19 protein-coding genes are annotated in these 19501 nt (G+C 68.2%); 13 read left to right on the top strand and 6 right to left on the bottom strand.

Features of this window, described 5'->3' with window-relative positions:
• Window positions 1–19: 19 nt before the first annotated feature.
• A complete protein-coding gene (locus tag AC1RQG_RS12575) occupies window positions 20–544 on the bottom strand; it encodes a hypothetical protein (protein WP_493131761.1) in 525 nt (174 codons plus the stop codon).
• A gap of 128 nt (window positions 545–672) precedes the next feature.
• Here AC1RQG_RS12575 and AC1RQG_RS12580 point away from each other — a divergent pair, with 128 nt between their 5' ends.
• Window positions 673–1371 carry a DUF8198 family protein gene (locus AC1RQG_RS12580; protein ID WP_493131763.1) on the top strand — a complete coding sequence of 233 codons (699 nt, stop codon included), beginning with the start codon at window positions 673–675 and terminating at the stop codon, window positions 1369–1371.
• 140 nt (window positions 1372–1511) lie between these two features.
• Here AC1RQG_RS12580 and AC1RQG_RS12585 read toward each other — a convergent pair whose 3' ends face one another.
• A complete protein-coding gene (locus AC1RQG_RS12585; protein ID WP_493131765.1) occupies window positions 1512–2288 on the bottom strand; it encodes an RNA methyltransferase in 777 nt (258 codons plus the stop codon).
• A gap of 201 nt (window positions 2289–2489) precedes the next feature.
• Here AC1RQG_RS12585 and AC1RQG_RS12590 point away from each other — a divergent pair, with 201 nt between their 5' ends.
• The 6 genes from AC1RQG_RS12590 (at window position 2490) to AC1RQG_RS12615 (ending at window position 7904) form a co-directional block, all read left to right on the top strand.
• Window positions 2490–3272: an inositol monophosphatase family protein gene (locus tag AC1RQG_RS12590; protein WP_493131950.1), complete on the top strand. Its 783-nt coding sequence runs from the start codon at window positions 2490–2492 to the stop codon at window positions 3270–3272.
• Window positions 3273–3490: 218 nt separating this feature from the next.
• Complete coding sequence (locus AC1RQG_RS12595) at window positions 3491–4894, top strand: DEAD/DEAH box helicase (RefSeq protein ID WP_493131767.1); 1404 nt, start codon at window positions 3491–3493, stop codon at window positions 4892–4894.
• A 62-nt stretch (window positions 4895–4956) separates the two neighbouring features.
• A complete protein-coding gene (gene hyi, locus AC1RQG_RS12600) occupies window positions 4957–5736 on the top strand; it encodes a hydroxypyruvate isomerase (protein ID WP_493131769.1) in 780 nt (259 codons plus the stop codon).
• 79 nt (window positions 5737–5815) lie between these two features.
• Entirely contained in the window at window positions 5816–6793 is a 978-nt protein-coding gene (locus tag AC1RQG_RS12605) for a hypothetical protein (RefSeq protein ID WP_493131770.1), read from the top strand.
• Between the two features lie 103 nt (window positions 6794–6896).
• Window positions 6897–7409 carry a hypothetical protein gene (locus tag AC1RQG_RS12610; protein ID WP_493131772.1) on the top strand — a complete coding sequence of 171 codons (513 nt, stop codon included), beginning with the start codon at window positions 6897–6899 and terminating at the stop codon, window positions 7407–7409.
• Between the two features lie 120 nt (window positions 7410–7529).
• Window positions 7530–7904 (top strand): TraR/DksA family transcriptional regulator, encoded by a 375-nt coding sequence (locus AC1RQG_RS12615; RefSeq protein WP_493131774.1) that lies wholly within the window; start codon window positions 7530–7532, stop codon window positions 7902–7904.
• 28 nt (window positions 7905–7932) lie between these two features.
• On the opposite strand, the gene phbB is transcribed toward AC1RQG_RS12615, so the two are convergent.
• Window positions 7933–8679 (bottom strand): acetoacetyl-CoA reductase, encoded by a 747-nt coding sequence (gene phbB / locus AC1RQG_RS12620; protein ID WP_493131776.1) that lies wholly within the window; start codon window positions 8677–8679, stop codon window positions 7933–7935.
• Between the two features lie 100 nt (window positions 8680–8779).
• Complete coding sequence (locus tag AC1RQG_RS12625) at window positions 8780–9142, bottom strand: hypothetical protein (RefSeq protein ID WP_493131778.1); 363 nt, start codon at window positions 9140–9142, stop codon at window positions 8780–8782.
• Window positions 9143–9466: 324 nt separating this feature from the next.
• Here AC1RQG_RS12625 and AC1RQG_RS12630 point away from each other — a divergent pair, with 324 nt between their 5' ends.
• The 6 genes from AC1RQG_RS12630 to AC1RQG_RS12655 are packed head-to-tail and all read left to right on the top strand — an operon-like array spanning window position 9467 to window position 16935.
• Complete coding sequence (locus tag AC1RQG_RS12630; RefSeq protein ID WP_493131780.1) at window positions 9467–12397, top strand: EAL domain-containing protein; 2931 nt, start codon at window positions 9467–9469, stop codon at window positions 12395–12397.
• Complete coding sequence (locus AC1RQG_RS12635) at window positions 12394–12753, top strand: hypothetical protein (protein ID WP_493131782.1); 360 nt, start codon at window positions 12394–12396, stop codon at window positions 12751–12753. The genes AC1RQG_RS12630 and AC1RQG_RS12635 overlap by 4 nt, the downstream gene beginning before the upstream one ends.
• 2 nt (window positions 12754–12755) lie before the next feature.
• The gene (locus tag AC1RQG_RS12640) at window positions 12756–13601 is read left to right on the top strand and encodes an HDOD domain-containing protein (RefSeq protein WP_493131784.1); all 846 of its coding nucleotides are present in this window, start codon (window positions 12756–12758) and stop codon (window positions 13599–13601) included.
• Window positions 13602–13616: 15 nt separating this feature from the next.
• The gene (locus tag AC1RQG_RS12645; protein ID WP_493131786.1) at window positions 13617–15095 is read left to right on the top strand and encodes an ATP-binding protein; all 1479 of its coding nucleotides are present in this window, start codon (window positions 13617–13619) and stop codon (window positions 15093–15095) included.
• Window positions 15092–16432 carry a response regulator c-di-GMP phosphodiesterase, NosR family gene (gene nosR, locus AC1RQG_RS12650; RefSeq protein ID WP_493131788.1) on the top strand — a complete coding sequence of 447 codons (1341 nt, stop codon included), beginning with the start codon at window positions 15092–15094 and terminating at the stop codon, window positions 16430–16432. Before AC1RQG_RS12645 ends, nosR begins: the two co-directional genes overlap by 4 nt.
• Complete coding sequence (locus AC1RQG_RS12655; RefSeq protein ID WP_493131790.1) at window positions 16429–16935, top strand: response regulator; 507 nt, start codon at window positions 16429–16431, stop codon at window positions 16933–16935. The genes nosR and AC1RQG_RS12655 overlap by 4 nt, the downstream gene beginning before the upstream one ends.
• 16 nt (window positions 16936–16951) lie before the next feature.
• On the opposite strand, the gene AC1RQG_RS12660 is transcribed toward AC1RQG_RS12655, so the two are convergent.
• Complete coding sequence (locus tag AC1RQG_RS12660) at window positions 16952–17989, bottom strand: extracellular catalytic domain type 2 short-chain-length polyhydroxyalkanoate depolymerase (RefSeq protein WP_493131792.1); 1038 nt, start codon at window positions 17987–17989, stop codon at window positions 16952–16954.
• Window positions 17990–18207: 218 nt separating this feature from the next.
• On the bottom strand, window positions 18208–19500 hold the full coding sequence (locus AC1RQG_RS12665; RefSeq protein ID WP_493131793.1) for an ATP-binding protein: 1293 nt from the start codon (window positions 19498–19500) through the stop codon (window positions 18208–18210).
• Window position 19501 lies beyond the last annotated feature (1 nt).

Raw genomic sequence — 19501 nt, forward strand, 5'->3', positions numbered from 1 at the left:
CAGAAAGGTGGCGGACGGTTCAGCTCAATTCCTTGATCGGGCCGGGATAGCCGATCGCATCCCAGTGCGCGGGATCGGAATACCAGGCACCGGCGATCAGGTCATGCAGGGCCTGGTAGGCCGTGACCAGCATGGCGATGCGGTGGTGCTGCCAGCTTTGCAGGAAGGCGTCGACCTGGGCCGTGGTGGCCTCGTTCCAGCTGGCCGGCACGCCGGCCAGGAAGCGGCGCGCCGGTCCCAGCGACAGCAGGCCGAACAGGTCCTGCACCTCCTTCTGGGTGGCCAGCGGCAAGCCATGCACGGCGCCGGCCACGCGCTCGACCGTGCCGGCGATGGCGGCGGCGCGCGCGGCCGGCGCCTCCGGCAACACCGGGCCCACCATCGACGGGATGATCGCCGTCAGCACGGCGCGCGCGTTGTCGTCGAGCGCGAACGCGCGCGGCCGGGCCGGCCCCTGCATGGCGCGGTACAGCGCGCCGCCGGCGGCCAGCGTCACCGCGCCGATGATGCCGATCTTCAGGAACGATCTGCGGGAAGTGGTCATTGTCTCCATCCAGTTCTGGTTTTTTAATGTGGCTGATGGCCTATTTTTCTAGTGTACGTCAAAGGCAAGCTTGATTTTGAAGGGAAAAATAGAGTGCCGCGTCTACCCGCTTCTGGTAAAACGGTGTCATGAAGAAAGAAGAATTGGTCCAAACCTTGCAGCAACAACTGCATGCCGTGCAGGCCGAGCGGCAAGGCGCCAGGCGCGATCCGGGCCTGCTGGCGGCCCGCACGGCGCTCAAGCAATTCCAGTCGCAGCGGCTGGCCACCACCCACGCCGACCTGCTGGCCGCGCCCAATTCGCGCGAGGCCGCGCTGTTCTTCCTGGAGGAGCTGTACGGCGCGCACGACCTGAGCCAGCGCGACGCCGACCTTGAGCGCATCATCCCCACCATGCAACGGCTGTTGCCGGTGAACGCCTTGCAGACCATCACGGAAGCGATCGTGCTCGACGCCCTGTCGGAGCGGCTGGACACGGCCATGGCGCGCCAGCTGGGGCCGCGGTTCGGCCTCGACGACTACGTGGCCGCCTACCGCGCCTGCACCACGGCGCCCGACCGCACACGCCAGCTGGCGCTGGTGCAGGCGCTGGGCCTGTCGCTGTGCGAGCTGGTGCGCGTGCCATTCCTGAACGCCACGCTGCACATGATGCGCGGGCCGGCCAAGCTGGCCGGGCTGGGCGACCTGCAGCAGTTTCTGGAACGCGGCTTCACGGCCTTCAAGCGCATGAAGCAGGCCGAACAGTTCGTCACGACCATCGTCGGCCGAGAACGGCGGGCGATGGAGCAGATCTACGCCGGAACGGGCGCGCCGTTCGACGTGGCCTAGCCCAAGCCGCGATAAACCGGGGTCAGGTCATGCCATCAAGCATTTTTGAGCCGCGATAAACCGGGGTCAGGTCATGCCATCAAGCATTTTTGCGCGCAAAAATGCTTGATGGCATGACCTGACCCCGGTTTGGTGGCGCATCAGCGCCGGCGCGCGCCCTTGCCCTGGGCCACGTCCGCCATCCGGCGGGCGATGCCGCGCAGGATGTTGACCTCCTCCGTTTCCAGTCCGGCCCGCGAGAACAGCCGCTTCAGGCGCGGCATCAGCTTGCGCGGGTTGCCGGCGTCGAGGAAGCCGATCTCCACCAGCGCCTGTTCGAGATGGCTGTACATGCCCTCGATCTGGGCCAGGCTGGCCGCCTCGCCCTGGAAGCCCACCTCGGTGGCCGCGCGCTGGCCGTCCAGCGCCGCCATCCGGCATTCGTAGGCCAGCACCTGGGCCGCCTGCGACAGGTTGAGCGAGGAGTAGTCGGGATTGGCCGGGATATTGATCAGCGCATTGCACTGGGCCACCACCTCGTTGGGCAGGCCGAAACGTTCATTGCCGAAAATAACGGCCGCGCGCAGCTCGCCGTTGGCCACCAGCTGGCCGGCCAGCTCGCGCGGCGTGAGCACGGGCGGCGAATATTCACGCAGCCGGGCCGACACGGCGGCCGCGAAGTTGATGCCGTCCAGCGCCTCGGCCATGGTGGCCACCACGCGCGCGCCCTGCAGGATGTCGAGCGCGCCGCTGGCGAAGGCGACCGCCTCCGGGTCCTCCAGCATGCCCTCGAAACGGGGCGCCACCAGCACCAGCTCGGTGAAGCCCATGGTCTTCATGGCCCGGGCCACGGCCCCGATATTGCCCGCCCGGCTGGTCTGGACAAGAATAAATCGCAGCCGGTGAAAAAGAGTCGTGTTGATTTCGGGCAGGTTCATTTAAAATAGCGCTATCGCGCGGTTCCGATACAAAAAATTCAATCTTGCAAGCTTGCCACCAAGGCGGCCCGCAACCCCGGATTTTACCCTGTCGCCGCCGCTTCGCTCTTTAATTCATTCTTGTACCCCATCGTGCCGCCGGAACCGTGTAGTCCGGGCGGGCGGTGGCGTTCTTTTAACGGAAAAGCTTACATGCACCCAATGCTCAACACGGCGATCAAGGCCGCCCGCCGCGGCGCCGCCGTCATCAACCGCGCCTCCTTCGACCTCGATCGCGTCACTGTGACCGAGAAACAACATAACGATTTCGTCACCGATGTCGACCAGGCCGCCGAACAGGCCATCATTGAAGTGCTGTCGAAAGCCTATCCCGACCACGCCTTCCTGGCCGAGGAATCGGGCCCGTCCAAGAACGCCAACGACGAGAGTGAATTCACCTGGATCATCGACCCGCTCGATGGCACCACCAACTTCATGCACGGCTTCCCCCAGTACTCGATCTCGATCGCGCTGTCGCAGCGCGGCGTGATCACCCAGGCCGTCATCTACGACCCGGTGCGCAACGACCTGTTCACGGCCACCAAGGGCGCCGGCGCCTACCTGAACGACAAGCGCATCCGCGTCACCAAGCTCGACCGCCTGGCCAACGCCCTGCTGTCGACCGGCTACGTGGCCGGCTCGGCCAAGGCGCTCGACGAATACCTGAAGATGTACGCCATCATGGCCGAGCGCTGCCACGGCGTGCGCCGCCCCGGCAGCGCCGCGCTGGACCTGGCCTACGTGGCCGCCGGCCGCCTCGACGGCTTCTATGAGAAGGGCCTAAAGCCGTGGGACATCGCGGCCGGCGCGCTGATGGTGACGGAGGCCGGCGGCATCGTTGGCGAGTTCAGCGGCGAATCGGACTACCTGTACAAGGGCGACATCATCGCCGCCAGCCCGAAGATCTTCGGCCAGATGGTCGGTCTGCTGACCCCGTTTATCTGAGCTGACGGCCTCCCGGCCGGAAATTAGAAGTTTTGTTACAAAAAAAAGGGAGCATTTGCTCCCTTTTTCGTTTCCGTGGCGAAACAATCGGCGAAGGATGCTGTTATACTCCGGCCAGCGGCGCCCTGACCAGTCCTCTGCCGCTGTCTGACCTAATCCGATTGCCTGCGACTGGCGCCATCCATGGCGACAGGCCGATCCTTATATAAAGCGTTACCATGTCCTTTTCCAAACTCGGTTTGTCCGACGCTATCGTCCGCGCAGTAACCGAAGCGGGTTACACCACCCCGACCCCGATCCAGGCGCAGGCGATCCCTGCCGTATTGAACGGCGGCGACCTGCTGGCCGGCGCCCAGACCGGCACCGGCAAGACGGCCGGCTTCACCCTGCCCGTGCTGCACCGCCTGTCGACCGACGCCAACGGCGCGGCCATGACCGGCAACACGTCGCAACGTCCGATCCGCGCGCTGATCCTGACCCCGACCCGCGAACTGGCGGCCCAGGTCGAGGAAAGCGTGCGCGTGTACGGCAAGTACACCAAGCTCAACTCCACCGTGATCTTCGGCGGCGTGGGCATCAACCCGCAGATCAAGCAACTGAAGCACGGCGTCGACATCCTGGTGGCCACCCCGGGCCGCCTGCTCGACCACATGGAGCAGCGCACGGTCGACCTGTCGAAGATCGAGATCCTGATCCTCGACGAGGCCGACCGCATGCTCGACATGGGCTTCATCCGCGACATCCGCAAGGTGCTGGCCGCGCTGCCGTCCAAGCGCCAGAACCTGCTGTTCTCGGCCACCTTCTCCGACGAGATCAAGGCGCTGGCCGACGGCCTGCTGAACAAGCCGGCCACCATCGAGGTGGCGCGCCGCAATTCGACGGTGGAAGTGATCGCGCAGAAGATCCACCCGGTCGACCGCGACAAGAAGCACCCGATGCTGGCCCACCTGATCAAGAGCAACAACTGGCACCAGGTGCTGGTGTTCACGCGCACCAAGCACGGCGCCAACAAGCTGGTCGAACAGCTGGGCGGCGACGGCATCGGCGCCATGGCCATCCACGGCAACAAGAGCCAGTCGGCGCGCACCAAGGCGCTGTCCGATTTCAAGGACAACAAGCTGCAGGTGCTGGTGGCGACCGACATCGCCGCGCGCGGCATCGACATCGACCAGTTGCCGCACGTGGTCAACTACGACCTGCCCAACATTCCGGAAGACTATGTGCACCGCATCGGCCGCACCGGCCGCGCCGGCGCCACGGGCGAAGCCGTGTCGCTGGTGTGCGTGGACGAGCACGACATGCTGAAGGACATCGAGAAGCTCATCAAGCAAACCCTGCCGCGCGCCGTGATCCCCGGCTTCGAGCCTGATCCGAACGCGCGCGCGCAGCCGATCCAGCTGCGCAGCGGCGGCCCCGGCCACCGCAACGGCGGCCAGCGCAGCGGTGGCGGCCAGCGCAGCGGCGGCGGCGGCGGTGGCGGCGGCCAGGTGGTCCGCGTCAAGACCGGCGGCGGCGCCAAGCCGCGCGGCGCCGGCGGCGGTGCCGGTGCCGGCGGTGGTGGTGGCCGTCCGGGCGCCTCGCGCTCGGCCGCCCAGCACCGCTCCGGCGGCCGCGGCCGCTAACTGTCCCCACCGGGGTCAGGTCCACCGGACCTGACCCCGGTTTTTTTTATACGGAAGTCCTTATGCCCCAGTTCGCCGCCAACCTGTCCATGTTGTTCACCGAAGCGCCATTCCTGGACCGCTTCGCGCTGGCCCGCGAGGCCGGCTTCGACGGTGTCGAGTTCCTGTTCCCCTATGCGTTCGACGCGCAGCAGATCGCCGAGCGCCTGCGCCGCCATCAGCTGCAACTGGTGCTGCACAACCTGCCGCCGGGCGACTGGGCGGCCGGCGACCGTGGCATGGCCTGCGATCCGCGCCGCATCGAGGAATTCCGCGCCGGCGTGGCGCTGGGCCTGGACTACGCGACCAAACTGGGCACGCCGCGCCTGCACTGCATGGCCGGCATCGTCCCGCCCGATCTGGACCCGGCCCGCGCGCGCGACACCTACCTGGACAATTTGCGCTACGCATCGGCCCAGTGCCGCCAGCGCCGCATCGCGCTGATGATCGAGCCGATCAACCATTTCGACATCCCCGGCTATTTCCTCAACCACAGCTGGCAGGCGCGCGAACTGATCGCCGCCAGCGGTTGCGACAACATCTTCCTGCAATACGACATCTACCACATGCAGCGCATGGAGGGCGAACTGGCCAACACCATCCGCGCCAACCTGCGACTGATCGGCCACATGCAACTGGCCGACACGCCGGGCCGCCACGAGCCGGGCACGGGCGAGATCAACTACCGCTTCCTGTTCCGCCTGCTCGACGAGCTGGGCTACCGGGGCTGGATCGGCTGCGAATACGTGCCGCTGGGCGACACCGCCGCCGGCCTGGACTGGCGCGCCGCCCTCACGGCCTGAGCTTGAACTTGCGTCTCCGCAATATCGTGCGCCAGTTGTAGCACAACAATAGTCCCGACGCTCCCCGCGAAAGGACCATATGAAACCGCTGCGCCCGCCCCTGCCCGCCGGCCTGTTCCGCCTGCTCAGCCTGTTCCGCCTGCTCCGCCTGCTCCGCCTGCTCAGCCTGTCCCACCTGTCCCGCTGGTCCCATTTGATGCTGGCACTGTCGCTGGCCGCCACGCTGGGCGGCTGCGCCAGCAGCACGGCGCGCATGGCGCAAGTGCGCGACCTGGCGGCCGCGTCGGCCAAGCTGGGCGCGTGGCACGACCTGACCGAACGCTACCGCGACACCTACGCGCGCGAGCAACCGTACCTGAGCCCGGAGGCGGACGTCCGCGCGCGCGCGCAGGATGCGGCCCGGCGCGCCGCCAGCGCCGACTTCCTGCGCATCGGCCGCGGCGTGCAGCTGTACCTGCAGACGCTGGGCACGCTGGCCGGCGACAACCAGTACGACCTGGAAGACCAGGTCAAGTCGGCCGGCACGGCCATCAAGGCCTGGCCCGACAGCGGGCTGGACGACCGCCACGTGAACGCCTATGCCGGGCTGACCCGGCTGCTGGCGCACGCCGTCGGCAGCCGCTACCAGGAGCGGGCCGTGCGCGAGCTGGTGCAGGCGGGCGACGCGCCGCTGCAGGACCTGCTGGACGCCATGCGCATCCTGCTGCGCGCCTATGCCGGCAGCAATGACAACGAGCAAGCCATCGTCACGGGCCTGCTGGAAGTGAACATCCCATACCGCAACACGCCCGACCAGCGCCTGCTGGCCACGCTGGCCACAGTGCAGCTGCGCGCGCTGCGCAGCGAATACCGGTTGATCGGCCGCCGGCTGGCGCTCACGGCCCGCGACATCGACGCGATCGCGGCCGGTCACAAGATGCTGCTGGCCCGGTTCGAACTGCCCGGCGAGGCGGCCGCCCCCAGCCCGGCACAGGCCAGCGCAGCGCCGCGCGCCAGCCAGCCGTTGGACGACGCGGCGGCGCCCGCCCTGCCAGCGCCAGCCACGCCGGCGCCCTGAGCCTGCAGGCGCCCGGCCGTCCGCCCCCGGTGCGCCGCCGTCCGCGCCCATCATTCCCCTACGCCCACCATGCCCACCACCCTCCCACGCGCAAGGAGTCCCCATGTCCACCGTTCTTCCCCCGCCGCCCGGCGCGCGCGACATCGAAGCACTGGCCGAGCAACTGTCGGCTTGCGCCGACGCGCTGCACGCGCGCCTGATGAAAGCCATCCGTGCCGCCACGTCCGCCACGTCCACCACACCGGGCCCGGCCACCGCGCCGCCCGCACGCGGGCCATCGATCGACCACGGTTTGTCGCAAGGAGCGGCGCAGGCGCTGTTCGAAAATGAGGTGGCATTGCGCCAGCGCGCCAACGGCTTGTATCTGGACGCGGCCGTGCTGGCGGCCGCCGGCCTGGCCGGCGCCCAGCAGCAACTGTTGGCGTTGACGACGCAGGCGGCCGAGCGCATCCGCACGCTGGACCGCCTGCGCGACCTGATCGACCTGGCCGCCGAGCTGCTGCAACTGGGCGCGGCCGTCGCCAGCGGCGCGCCCGAACATCTGGCCGCGCCGATGGAGAAGATCAGGCAGCACCTGGCCGACCTGCACCAACCGCCCGCCGCGCCGCCGGTCTGACACCGCGCGCGCGGCGGGAACCGGGGCCACCGCACCGCGGCGATTGCAGTACAATGGATCGGACGCGAACCCGCGCGACCAGCGCAGGCGCGCCTTTGTCCATCAGCCAGCGAGGCGGTCATGAACGGTCTGGAACAGGAACAATACGCGGCCCTGCAAGCGCGGCTTGAACAAGCCCGGCTGGACCTGCTGGGCCAGCTGGCCGACGACCTCGATCCCGGCGCCGACGTGCTGGCCCCGCCCGTGCTGGAAGTGGAAGCGTCGCCGGCCGACAACGCCAGCAACCGCACGCTCAATGAGCTGGTGCACGAGGCGGCCGAACACACGGCCCGCCATTTGCAGGTGGTGCGCCACGCGCTGGCCAAGTTCAACGATGGCAGCTACGGCTTGTGCGAGACGTGCGGCGAACCGATCGGCTACTCGCGCCTGAACGCGCGCCCGGAAGCGCGCCTGTGCATCGCCTGCCAGACGCGCGAGGAAAAGCCGCACCGCTAGCGCGACGCCACAGGCTGATCGAAACGAACTAGCGCATGTGCTGGCCGCCGTTGATGGCGATCTCCGCCCCCGTCATGAACGCCGCCTCGTCCGACGCCAGATAGGCGACCAGGGCCGCCACCTCGTCCGGCTCGCCCAAGCGGGCGACGGGGATGCGCGGCAGGATCTTCTGTTCCATCACCTCGGCCGGCACGGCCTCCACCATGCGCGTGCGCAGGTAGCCGGGCGCGACCGTGTTGACGGTGACGCCGTGGCGCGCCACCTCCAGCGCCAGCGCCTTGGTCAGCCCGTGCACACCGGCCTTGGACGCCGCGTAGTTGCACTGGCCGAAGGCGCCCTGCTGGCCGTTGACGGAGGAAATATTGATGATGCGGCCCCAGCGCCGCTCGAGCATGCCGTCGAGCACCTGCTTGCTCATGTTGAACACGCTGTCGAGATTGGTGCGCAGCACGGCGTGCCAGTCCTCCTGGCTCATCTTGCGCAAACTCTGGTCGCGCGTGATGCCGGCGTTGTTGACCAGCACATCGACCCCGCCCAGCTCCGCGCCGATGCGGGCCACGGCGCGCGCGCAATCGTCGAAATCGGCCACGTCCACCTGGTAGGCGCGGCAGCGCAGGCCTTCGTCCTTGCGCTCCTCGATCCAGCGCTGGAAGTCGCGGTTGCCCGGCGAATAAGTGGCGGCCACGGCGTAGCCGGCCCGGTACAGCCGGTGGCACACGGCCGTCCCCAATCCCCCCATGCCGCCCGTCACGACGGCCACGCGCTTGCGCTCCATGCTCCCCTCCTGGTGTTGTTATAAATGCACCAGTCTAGGAGGGTGCGCGAACGCCGTCTTGCGCCAGATCAAACCTGCCGCGCATGGGGCGGCGCGGCCGCTAGCCGTCCGACAACCACGGCTGGCTGCGGATCTTGGCCACCTGGCGCAGGGCCAGCCAGCGCCACAGCTGCAAAGCGTCGGACTGGGGCAAGGCCCGCATGTGGCGCGGGTTGGCCAGCGCGATCTCGCAGTCGCGGTCCGACCATTCCTCGAACCGCACGTCGCCGCCGCAGGCCACCTCCAGCGCATACATCAAGCCGTCGTCGTAGCCAAAGCGCAGCACGGCCGTGCCCGGCCCACCGTCCGGCCCGGCCGTCTTGCCACTGTAGACGTCGGCCAGCGCGGCCACCAGCTGCGCCTCGGTGGGGGCCGTCACGTCGCGCCCGTCGGGCCGCGTTAGCTCTACCCATGCCTGTGTCATAGAGATGTTCCCTTTCACACTCGTTAGCAACCTGCTGGCAAATCATGCCTGTCCTGCGCGGCACGGCCATGATGTAGCTCTGCTCCAGGCCCGGTGGCGGACGCGCCGGATGGCATGTGGCAGTTTGATTGTAGCAACTATCAAGCGGGAAATTACCAGCGTCACCGCAAATTATCACCAACCACAACAACACCGCGCGCCGTTCAGTCCGGGCGAAAAAACTTCCCGCCCGCCCACCGTCCGCGCCGGCCTTGGCCTTATAATCGATTGCGCCCGTTCATTAAGTTTTTGTCTACAGGGCTTTCATTACGATAGGTACGCCTGATGGATTTGCACGACCAGCCCGCCACCTCGCCACTGGACGCGCCGCCGCCGGACGGCGCCGGCGCGCAGCTGCAATGGGCGGTCGAGCAGGCGCCGGTCGGCATCGTCTACCTCGACCGCGACGGCGTGATCGTGCGCGTCAACGCCCACCTGTGCCGGATGCTGGGCCTGACGGCCGATGCGCTGCAGGGCCGCCACTACAGCCACTTCCTGGCCGAGGCCGACCACCAGCTGATCGCGGCCGGCCAGGCCGCGCTGCTGGCCACGCCCGGCGTGGCGCAGAAGAACGAGGTCCGCTGGCGCGCCGACGGCGACACCCTGTTGTGGACCCACGTGACGCGCTACAACGTGGCCGGCGCCGCCGGCGCGCCGGCCGGCCAGGTGTGGTGGGTCAGCGACATCACCCAGCGGCGCCAACTCAAGGACATGCTGCAACTGTCGAACCGCGCGCTGGCGGCCTGCTCGAACGGCGTGCTGATCGCCAGCGCCAGCGAGCCCGACCACCCCATCATGTACGCCAATCCCGCCTTCTACGCGATGACGGGCTACACGCCGATGGACATCATGGGCCGCAACTGCCGCCTGCTGCAGAACGGCGACCGCGACCAGCCCGGCCTGGCCGCGCTGCGCCACGCGCTGGGCCAGCGCAAGGATGCCCACGTGCTGCTGCGCAACTACCGCAAGGATGGCACGCTGTTCTGGAACGACCTGCTGATCGCGCCCGTGCCCGACGAGCATGGCGTCGTCACCCATTACGTGGGCATCCTCAACGACATCACCCTGCTCAAGGAAAAAGAGGAACGCCTCACCTACCAGTCCACCCACGACGAACTGACGGGCCTGCCCAACCGCGCGCTGTTCAACGAACGGCTGCAGCAGGCGATGCTGCAAGCGGGCCGGCGCGAGGGCGCGGTGGCGCTGCTGTGCGTGGGGCTGGACAACTTCGAGCTGGTCAACGAAAGCCTGGGCCACGCGGCCGGCGACCAGATGCTGACCATCGCCGCCCAGCGCCTGCAGCAATGCATGGGCGAGCACGACACGCTGGCCCGCCTCGGCGACCATGAGTTCCTCGCCATCCTGGGCGCCGTGGACGGCGCCGGCGACGTGACGCCGGTGGGCGAGCACATGTTCGTCGCGCTGGCGCAGCCGTTCATGCTGGCCGGCCAGCCCGTGCACGTGAGCGCCAGCATCGGCATCGCGCTGTACCCGCAGGACGGGGCCGACAGCGCCACCCTGACGCGCTACGCCGACCTGGCGCTGTCGCGCGCGCGCGAGCACGGCGGCGCCAGGTACCAGTTCTTCGCCGAGGAAATGAACCAGCGCACGCAGGAACGCATCGGCATGGAGTCGGCCCTGCGGCTGGCCATCGCGCGCGACGAGCTGCGCCTGCTGTACCAGCCGCTGGTGGACCTGCGCAGCGGCGCCATCGTCAGCGTGGAGGCGCTGGTGCGCTGGCAGCATCCGACCCAGGGCTTGCTGGCGGCGGCCTACTTCATCCCCGTGGCCGAGCGGGCCGGCCTGGCCGACGCCATCGGCGACTGGGTGCTGCGCCAGGCCTGCCGCGACCTGGCCGCCTGGCACGCGCTGCAACTGGCGCCGCTGCCGGTGGCCATCAACGTCTCGCCGCGCCAGTTCCGCGACCACCTGCTGGCCGGCACCGTGGCCGCCGCCCTCAACGAGCACGGCCTGCCGGCGCAGTCGCTGACGCTGGAGATCACGGAGGCGTGCCTGATGCAGGACAGCGGCGCCGGCGCCGCCAGCCTGGCCCGGCTCAAGGCGCTGGGCGTGCGGCTCGCGCTGGACGACTTCGGCACCGGCTACGCCTCGCTGAGCAATCTGAAGCGCTACCCGTTCGACGCCGTCAAGATCGAAGGCCAGTTCATCCGCGACATCGTCACCGACAGCGACGACGCCTCGCTGGCCCGCACCATCATCTCCATGGCCCACCACCTGGGCATCGAGGTGGTGGCCGAGGGCGTGGAGACGGAGGCCCAGTGCGACTTCCTGCGCCGCAATATGTGCGACCTGATCCAGGGCCACTTCTTCGCGCCGCCCGTCACCGCCGAGGCGCTGCTGGCCATGCGGGCCGAGGGGCGCGCGCTGCCGCCGCACCTGCTGCGCATCCAGAAGCAAAAGCGCAGCCTGCTGCTGGTGGACGACGAGCAGAACATCGTGTCGTCGCTCAAGCGCCTGCTGCGCCGCGACGATTACCAGATCTACACGGCCAACAGCGGCCAGGAAGGGCTGGACCTGCTGGCCCAGCACGCGGTGGACGTGATCGTGTCCGACCAGCGCATGCCGGGCATGCTGGGCGCCGACTTCCTGCGCAAGGCCAAGCTGCTGTATCCGGACACGATACGCATCATGCTGTCCGGTTACACGGAACTGCAATCGGTCACGGACGCCGTCAACGAGGGGGCGATCTACAAATTCCTCACCAAGCCGTGGGAGGATGAGCTGCTGCGCGGCCACATCGCGCAGGCGTTCCAGATCAAGGAGATCGCCGACGACAACGCGCGCCTGCACCTGGAGGTGCGCACCGCCAACCACGAGCTGGCCGCCGCCAACCGCCGCATGGAGGAGCTGCTGCTGCTCAAGCAGCGCCAGATCAGCCGCGACGAGATCAGCCTGAACGTGGCCCACGAGGTGCTGCAGCACCTGCCGCTGCCCGTGATCGGCATGGACGACGCCGGCATGATCGCCTTCGTCAACGGCGCCGCCGCCGGCCTGTTCCAGCACAGCGGCGCCCTGCTCGGCAACGAGGCCGGCGTGGTGCTGCCGGAGCTGTTCCCCGACGCCGGCGCCGCCGGCGCGCCGGCCCACCGCACCGTGATCGACGGCCAGCGCTACGACGTGGTGGTGTACCCGATGGGCGAACTGTCGGCGTCGCGCGGCAGCCTGATCACGCTCAGCCGCAGCGAGGCGCCATGATGACGCGACCGGCCCACGCGCGCATCGCCATCGACCAGGCCGGCGCCGGCATGGTGCTGGCCGACGACCTGCTCGATGGCCAGGGCAAGGTGCTGCTGCCGCAAGGCGCCATCCTCACGGACGCCACGCTGGCCAGCCTGCGCCGGCGCGGCGTCGCGCACTGCACCGTCGTGCAGGCGGCCGCGCCCGGGCATGCCGACGGCGCGGACGGCGACGGCGGCGCGGCGCCGGAGGCACAGGCCGCACTGCGCGAACGCCAGCTGGCGCGGCTGCGCCACCTGTTCCGCCACAGCGGCGGCCAGGAAGCCAACGCCACGCTGCTGCAACTGCTGACCGACTACCGCAACCGGGAGTGAGCATGCCCACCATGGACGAGATCATCAAGCGCGTGCACGACCTGCCCTCGCTGCCGGCCGTGGTGACCGAACTGCTCACCGCCGTCGAGCAGGACGACGTCGACCCGCACGCGCTGGCCGACACGATCGCGCTCGACCAGTCGCTCACGGCCAAGACGCTGCGGCTGGCCAATTCCTCGTTCTACGGCATGCCGACCAAGGTGACCACCATCGGCCAGGCGATCACCGTGCTCGGTTTCCACAGCATCCGCACGCTGGTCACCGCGTGCTCGGTCACGGGCGCCTTCGCGCCGGGGCCGGGCGGCCCGGGCCACCGTTTCGCGTTCGAGCCGTTCTGGCGCCACGCCATCGGCACGGCCGTGTGCGCGCGCGCGCTGGCCCGCCAGGTGCGCCTGAGTCCCGAGACGGCGTTCACGGCCGGCCTGCTGCACGACCTGGGCACGCTGGTGCTGGCCACCGGCTACCCGCGCGAGTACGACGCGGTGGAGGCCTACCGCCGCCAGCACGACTGCGGCGTCGGCGTGGCCGAGCAGGCCATCTTCGGCCTCGACCATGCGCGCGTCGGCAGCGCGCTGGCGGCGCACTGGAAATTCCCGCGCCAGATCCAGGACGCGGTGGCCGGCCACCACCACACCGACGCCGGCGCGACCGTGTCGCTGGGCCTGCTGATCCACGTGGCCGACACGCTGACCCACGCGCTCGACCTGGCCGGCGAGGAGGACGACCAGGTGCCCCCCCTGTCGCTGCCGACCTGGCGTATGCTGGCGTTGAGCGACGCCGCCTGCTTCGCCATTTTCGCGGAGACGGAATCGACGTTCCAGGATCTGTGCCAGATCCTGGTCCACTGACGGAGTCCCAGAACCATGAACGCCCACTTCGATACGCAACCCGGCAGCGGCGACGCGGCCCACGCCGGCATCGAACTGTCCGAATTCTTCGACGGCCACCCGGTGGCCACCTTCGCCATCGACACCGACCACGTGGTCACGCACTGGAACAAGGCCTGCGAACAGCTGCTGGGCTGGAGCAAGGCCGAGATGGTGGGCACGCAGAACCACTGGCAGGCGTTCTATCCGAAGCAGCGCCCGCTGCTGGCCGACCTCATCATCTCGGGCGAGGAGGACGAGATCGACCGCCACTACCTGGGCAAGCACAAGCGCTCGACGCTGATCCCAGGCGCCTTCGAGAGCGAGGATTTCTTCCCCAACATCGGCGAGAGCGGCCACTGGCTGCACTTCACGGCCGCCCCGCTGCGCGACCGCCAGGGCAAGGTGGTGGGCGCGATCGAGACCCTGCGCGACGTGACCGAGCGCCGGGTGGCCGAGAACGCGCTGCGCAAGGCCCACGACAACCTCGAGAACGTGGTCGAGAAGCGCACCGCCCAGCTGGCCGAGGTCAACGAGCGGCTCGAGGACGACATCCGCCAGCGCCAGCTGGCCGACGCCGAGCTGCGTCGGCGCAACGTGGAGCTGGAACAACTGAACGAGCAATTGTCGATGGCCCAGCAGCAGCTGGTGCAGTCGGAAAAGCTGGCCTCGATCGGCCAGCTGGCGGCCGGCGTGGCGCACGAGATCAACAACCCGATCGGCTACATCTTCTCCAACTTCGGCACGCTGCAAGGCTATCTGGACCAGCTGTTCGAGATGCTGGCCGCCTACCAGGACGCCGAGGCCAGCATCGCGGCGCCCGAGGTGGCGGCCCGCGTGCGCGCCATGCGCGAGCAGATCGACCTCGACTTCCTGCGCGAGGACATCCCGTCGCTGATGGACGAGTCGAAGGAGGGCATCGTGCGCGTGCGCCACATCGTGCAGGACCTGAAGGACTTCTCGCGGGTGGACGCCAACCAGGAATGGGTGTGGGCCGACCTGCACCAGGGCATCGACTCGACGCTCAACATCGTCAGCAACGAGGTCAAGTACAAGGCCGACGTGGTCAAGGAGTACGGCGCCATCCCCGACATCGAATGCCTGCCGCTGCAGATCAACCAGGTGGTGATGAACCTGGTGGTCAACGCGGCCCACGCCATCGGCCCCGAGCGCGGCAGGATCACGGTGCGCACCGGCACCGGCGACGAGCAGGTGTGGCTGGAGGTGGCCGACAACGGCAGCGGCATCGCGCCCGAGACGCTGTCGCGCATCTTCGACCCGTTCTTCACCACCAAGGCGGTCGGCAAGGGAACAGGGCTGGGCCTGTCGCTCGCTTATGGTATCGTGCAAAAACACAAGGGCAAGATCGAGGTCAGCACGGAGCTGGGCAAAGGGACCTGCTTCCGCGTCACGCTGCCCGTCCGCCACCCCGCCGACGCCAAGGAAAACCAGGAAGCCAAGGAAGCGAGCCTATGACCCCTGCCGCACTGCCGCACAGTCCGCCCGTCATGCAGACGGCCGGCGCCACCCTGCTGTTCGTGGACGACGAACCGAACATCCTGTCCTCGCTGCGCCGGCTGTTCCGCCCGCGCGGCTACCGCGTGCTGACGGCCGAGAGCGGCGCCGAGGGACTGGAGGTGCTGGCGCAGGAGCCGGTCGACCTGGTGATCTCCGACATGCGCATGCCGGAAATGGACGGCGCCCGCTTCCTGGCCCAGGTGCGCCAGCGCTGGCCCGGCGTGCTGCGCCTGCTGCTGACCGGCTATTCGGACATCCAGTCGATCCAGGACGCCATCAACTGCGGCGAGATCTACCGCTACATCACCAAGCCGTGGGACGACAACGACATCGTGCTGGTGGTGCGCCACGCGCTCGAACGGCGCGAACTGGAGCTGGAGAAGGAAAGGCTGGAACAGCTGACCCTGCGCCAGAACGAGGAACTGAAGGCGCTCAACCAGAACCTGGAGGCCAAGGTCGAGGCGCGCACGCGCCAGCTCAAGGTGGCCCATGACGCGGCGGTGGCCGCCAACGACAAGCTCAAGGCCAATTTCATCACCACCATCAAGCTGCTGTCGAGCCTGGTCGAACTGCGCGGCGGCCAGCTCACCGGGCACGCGCGCCAGGTGGCCGACCTGGCCCGCAAGCTGGCCGTGGCCCTCAAGCTCGACGTGCGCGAGACGCAGGACGTGTTCATCGCCGCCCTGCTGCAGGACATCGGCAAGATCGGCTTCACCGACGAGATGCTGGCCACCCCGCTCACGCTGCTCAACGGCGAAGCGCTGGGCCAGTACCGCAAGCATCCGCTGCGGGCCGAGCAACTGTTGATGCCGCTGCCGGATTTGCGCGGCAGCGCCGCCATCCTGCGGGCCCAGCTCGAACGCTTCGACGGCAACGGTTTCCCGCTCGGGATCTCGGGGCTGGCCATTCCCATCGGCGCGCGCATCCTGGCGCTGGCGGCCGATTATTTCAACCTGCAACAGGGCGCCATGGTGCAACGCCACCTGCGGCCCGAGGAAGCCAAGTCGCTGATCATGGACGCGGCCGGCAAGCGCTACGACCCGGCCGTGGTGGCCGCGTTCCGCCAGATCATCGACTACACGGTCGAGGATCCGGGCGCCGGGGTCGAGGTGCTGTCGGGCGAGCTGCAGCCGGGCATGGTGCTGGCGCGCGACCTGATCAGCCGCGACGGCCTGATGCTGCTGCCGGCCGAGCATGTGCTCGACCCGCGCATGATCCAGCAGGTGCAGGATTTCGAATCGAAGAGCGAGGGCCGGCTGGCGATCTGGGTGCGCCTCGCCAAAGGAACACCATGAGCACGATTTTACTGGTCGACGACGACCCCAACATGCTGCGCGCGCTCGAACGCGCGCTGCGCCAGCTGCTGCCGCCGGCGCAACTGCGGATCGAGGCGTATGCCGATCCGCAAACGGCGCTCGAGCGCGTCTGCCTGAGCGACTTCGACCTCGTCATCGCCGACTACCGCATGCCGCACATGAACGGCAGCGCCATGCTGCAGGCGCTGAAGGCGATGGCGCCGGACACGGTGCGCATCATGCTGAGCGGATCGACCGAGTTCAGCACGGCCATGAGCGCCATCAACGACGCCCACGTGTTCCGCTTCATCGCCAAGCCGTGGCAGCCGGACGAACTGGCGTCCGCCGTACGCGAAGGGCTGCAGCAGCGCGCCGCCCTGCTAGCCGAACGGGCCGGCCAGCCGCCGCCCACGGCGCAGGAACTCGAGGCGCGCCGGCTGGAGCGGGAGGAGCCGGGCATCCTGCATGTGAAGCGGGCGCCGGACGGCTCCATCATCCTGTAGCGCGCCCGCCGCGCCGTCACTGGCCGGCCACCGTGTTGGCCGGCGGTGAGGTCAGGCGCTCGACCATCGCGTGCACGGCCATCAGCTGCGGGCCGGACTTGAAGGCGTAGTTGAGGCCCGTGTAGCCATACCAGTCCCAGCAGCCCTGCGGGTTGTACGGCACGTTGGACGCGTCCACCTGCGGGTACAGCACGATGATGTTGTTGGTGTCGGCCCAGTTGTTGTAGCTGCTCTTGCCGTAGAAGTCATCATGCACCACGGCCGCCGACTGCTTGCAGCCGTGGAACGCCACGTGCACGCGGCACGCCTTGCCGGCGTTGCAACTGGCCGGCACGTAGGCGTAGGCGTCGGCCGCCATGCCGGTGCCGGCGTCGGCGAACTCGCGCTGGTTGAAGGTGATGATCTTGCCCGACAGCTTGCTGGCCGGCGCCCTGGCGTTGCCGTAGATGTGGGCGAACATGGCGCCCGGCTGGTCGTAGGCCGCGTGGTGCACCGTGCATTTGCTGATGTAGGGCGCGGCGTTGGCGCCGCAACTGTTGCCGAACGCAGGCGTCAGCAGCGCGTGCCCGGCCGGCACGTTGTTCACGTACACGAGATTAGCGTCGGCCACGCCGGCATCCTTGAAGAAGGTGACGGTGGCGTCCACCGCCTGCTGGTACACCACCGTATCCTTGGTGCCGCTGAACACGTAGATGCGGTCGTTCTGCAAATCGGTGAGCGGGTCGATCTGGCCGCTGGCCGCGAAGCCCTGGGCCGACATCAGCAACAACGACGGGTTGGGCGGCAGGAACGGCACCTGGCCCATGCACACGGCCGCGTTCAGCAGCGAACCGGCCGCGCAGTAATACGGCCCGCCCGCCACCACGCCGGCGCCCACCACGGAGCTCGAATAGGCGACCTGATATTGCACCGCCATAAACGCGCCCGACGACAGGCCGGACACGGACGTGGCGCCGTGGTCGGCGCCCAGCGCCGGCAGCTTGCCGCTGCCGTGCGCCAGAGGGGAAAACGCCAGCGCGACGGCCAGCAGGGAAGCATGGACAGGCAATTTCATCATCGACTCCTGAAGCGGGGTGGGCAGCGAACGGGAAGGAAACGGGACGGTGCGCAGTGCCTTTCAAGGCGAAATTGATGCACCGCACCATCAACGCCAGGCGATCTTCCCACAGAATCGGCGCGGCGGGTCGGCCCGAACGCGATCGTTGCAAAAATACAAATTACCGGGAGAATGGAGTCTTGACTGCGCGCAGCGGTCGTTGCCCGCTCGCCGCTTCAGGTGGCCGGCGCGGCCGGCAGGCGCACGACGAAGCGCGTGCCCTTGCCCACTTCGGACGCCACGTCGATCTTGCCGCCATGCTTGTGCACGATGCCGTACGACAGCGACAGACCGAGGCCCGTGCCGCTGCCCACCGGCTTGGTGGTGAAGAACGGTTCGAAGATGCGGTTCAGATGTTCAGGCGCGATGCCCACGCCGGTGTCGGCCACCTCCACCCACACCCAGCCGTTGGCCGTGCCCGTGCTGATCGTGATCTCGCCCTTGTCCTTGATGGCGTGGCCGGCGTTCACGAGCAGGTTCATGAACACCTGGTTCAGCTGCGACGCCAGGCAGCGGATGGGCGGCAGCTGGCCGTAGTGCTTGACGATGGTGGCCTTGTATTTGAGCTCGTTGGCGACGATGTTGAGCGTGCTGTCCAGGCCCTTGTGCAGGTCGGCGATCTGCCACTCCGTCTCGCCCACGTGGGAAAAATCCTTGAGCGACTGCACGATGTCCTTGACCCGTTTGAGCCCGTCCATCGATTCACGCACCAGCTCGCCCACGTCCTCGCGCAGGAAGGCCAGGTCGGCCTGTTCGCGCACGGCCGCCATGCGCGCGCCCAGCGCCGCGTCGCCGGCCGCTGCCCGCTCATACTGGTCGATCACGCCGAGCAGCGTGCCGACATAGCCTTGCAGCGCACCCATGTTGGAATTGACGAAGCCCACCGGGTTGTTGATCTCGTGCGCGATGCCGGCCGCCAGCTGGCCGATCGAGGCCATCTTCTCCGATTGCAGCAGTTGCTGGTGGGCGTCGCGCAGCTTGCCGATCAGCTGCTGCTGCTCCACGCCCTTGGCCTGCAAGGCCTGCTCCATGCGCTTGCGGGCCGTGATGTCGGTCAGCGCGCCGATCACCTCCAGCGGCACGCCATGCTCGTCGCGGATCAGGCGCAGCGTGTCGTGCATCCACAGGTAGCTGCCGTCGGCGATGCGGAAGCGGTACTCGTAGGCGCGCTCGCCCTCGGTGAACACCTGCGCCAGGCTCGAGAAGATGTTGGGCGCGTCATCGGGATGGATGTGGTCGAACCAGAAATTGGGGTCGGCCAGCATCTGCTCGGGCCGGTAGCCCAGCACGTGGTAGGCGTTGTTGCTGACGAAGGTCATCTTGAAGTCGCCGCTGGGCACGGTGCTGTAGATGATGGCCGGTGTGTTATCGACCAGGTATTGCAGGCGCACCAGCGGTGAAGCCGCCTCGGCCGCCGGGGCACGGGTGGGAGCGTCGGTGGAAAAGAATTCGAACTCTTCGAATTGCATG

The sequence above is a fragment of the Rugamonas sp. GW822-FHT03B10 genome (genome assembly GCF_058801745.1).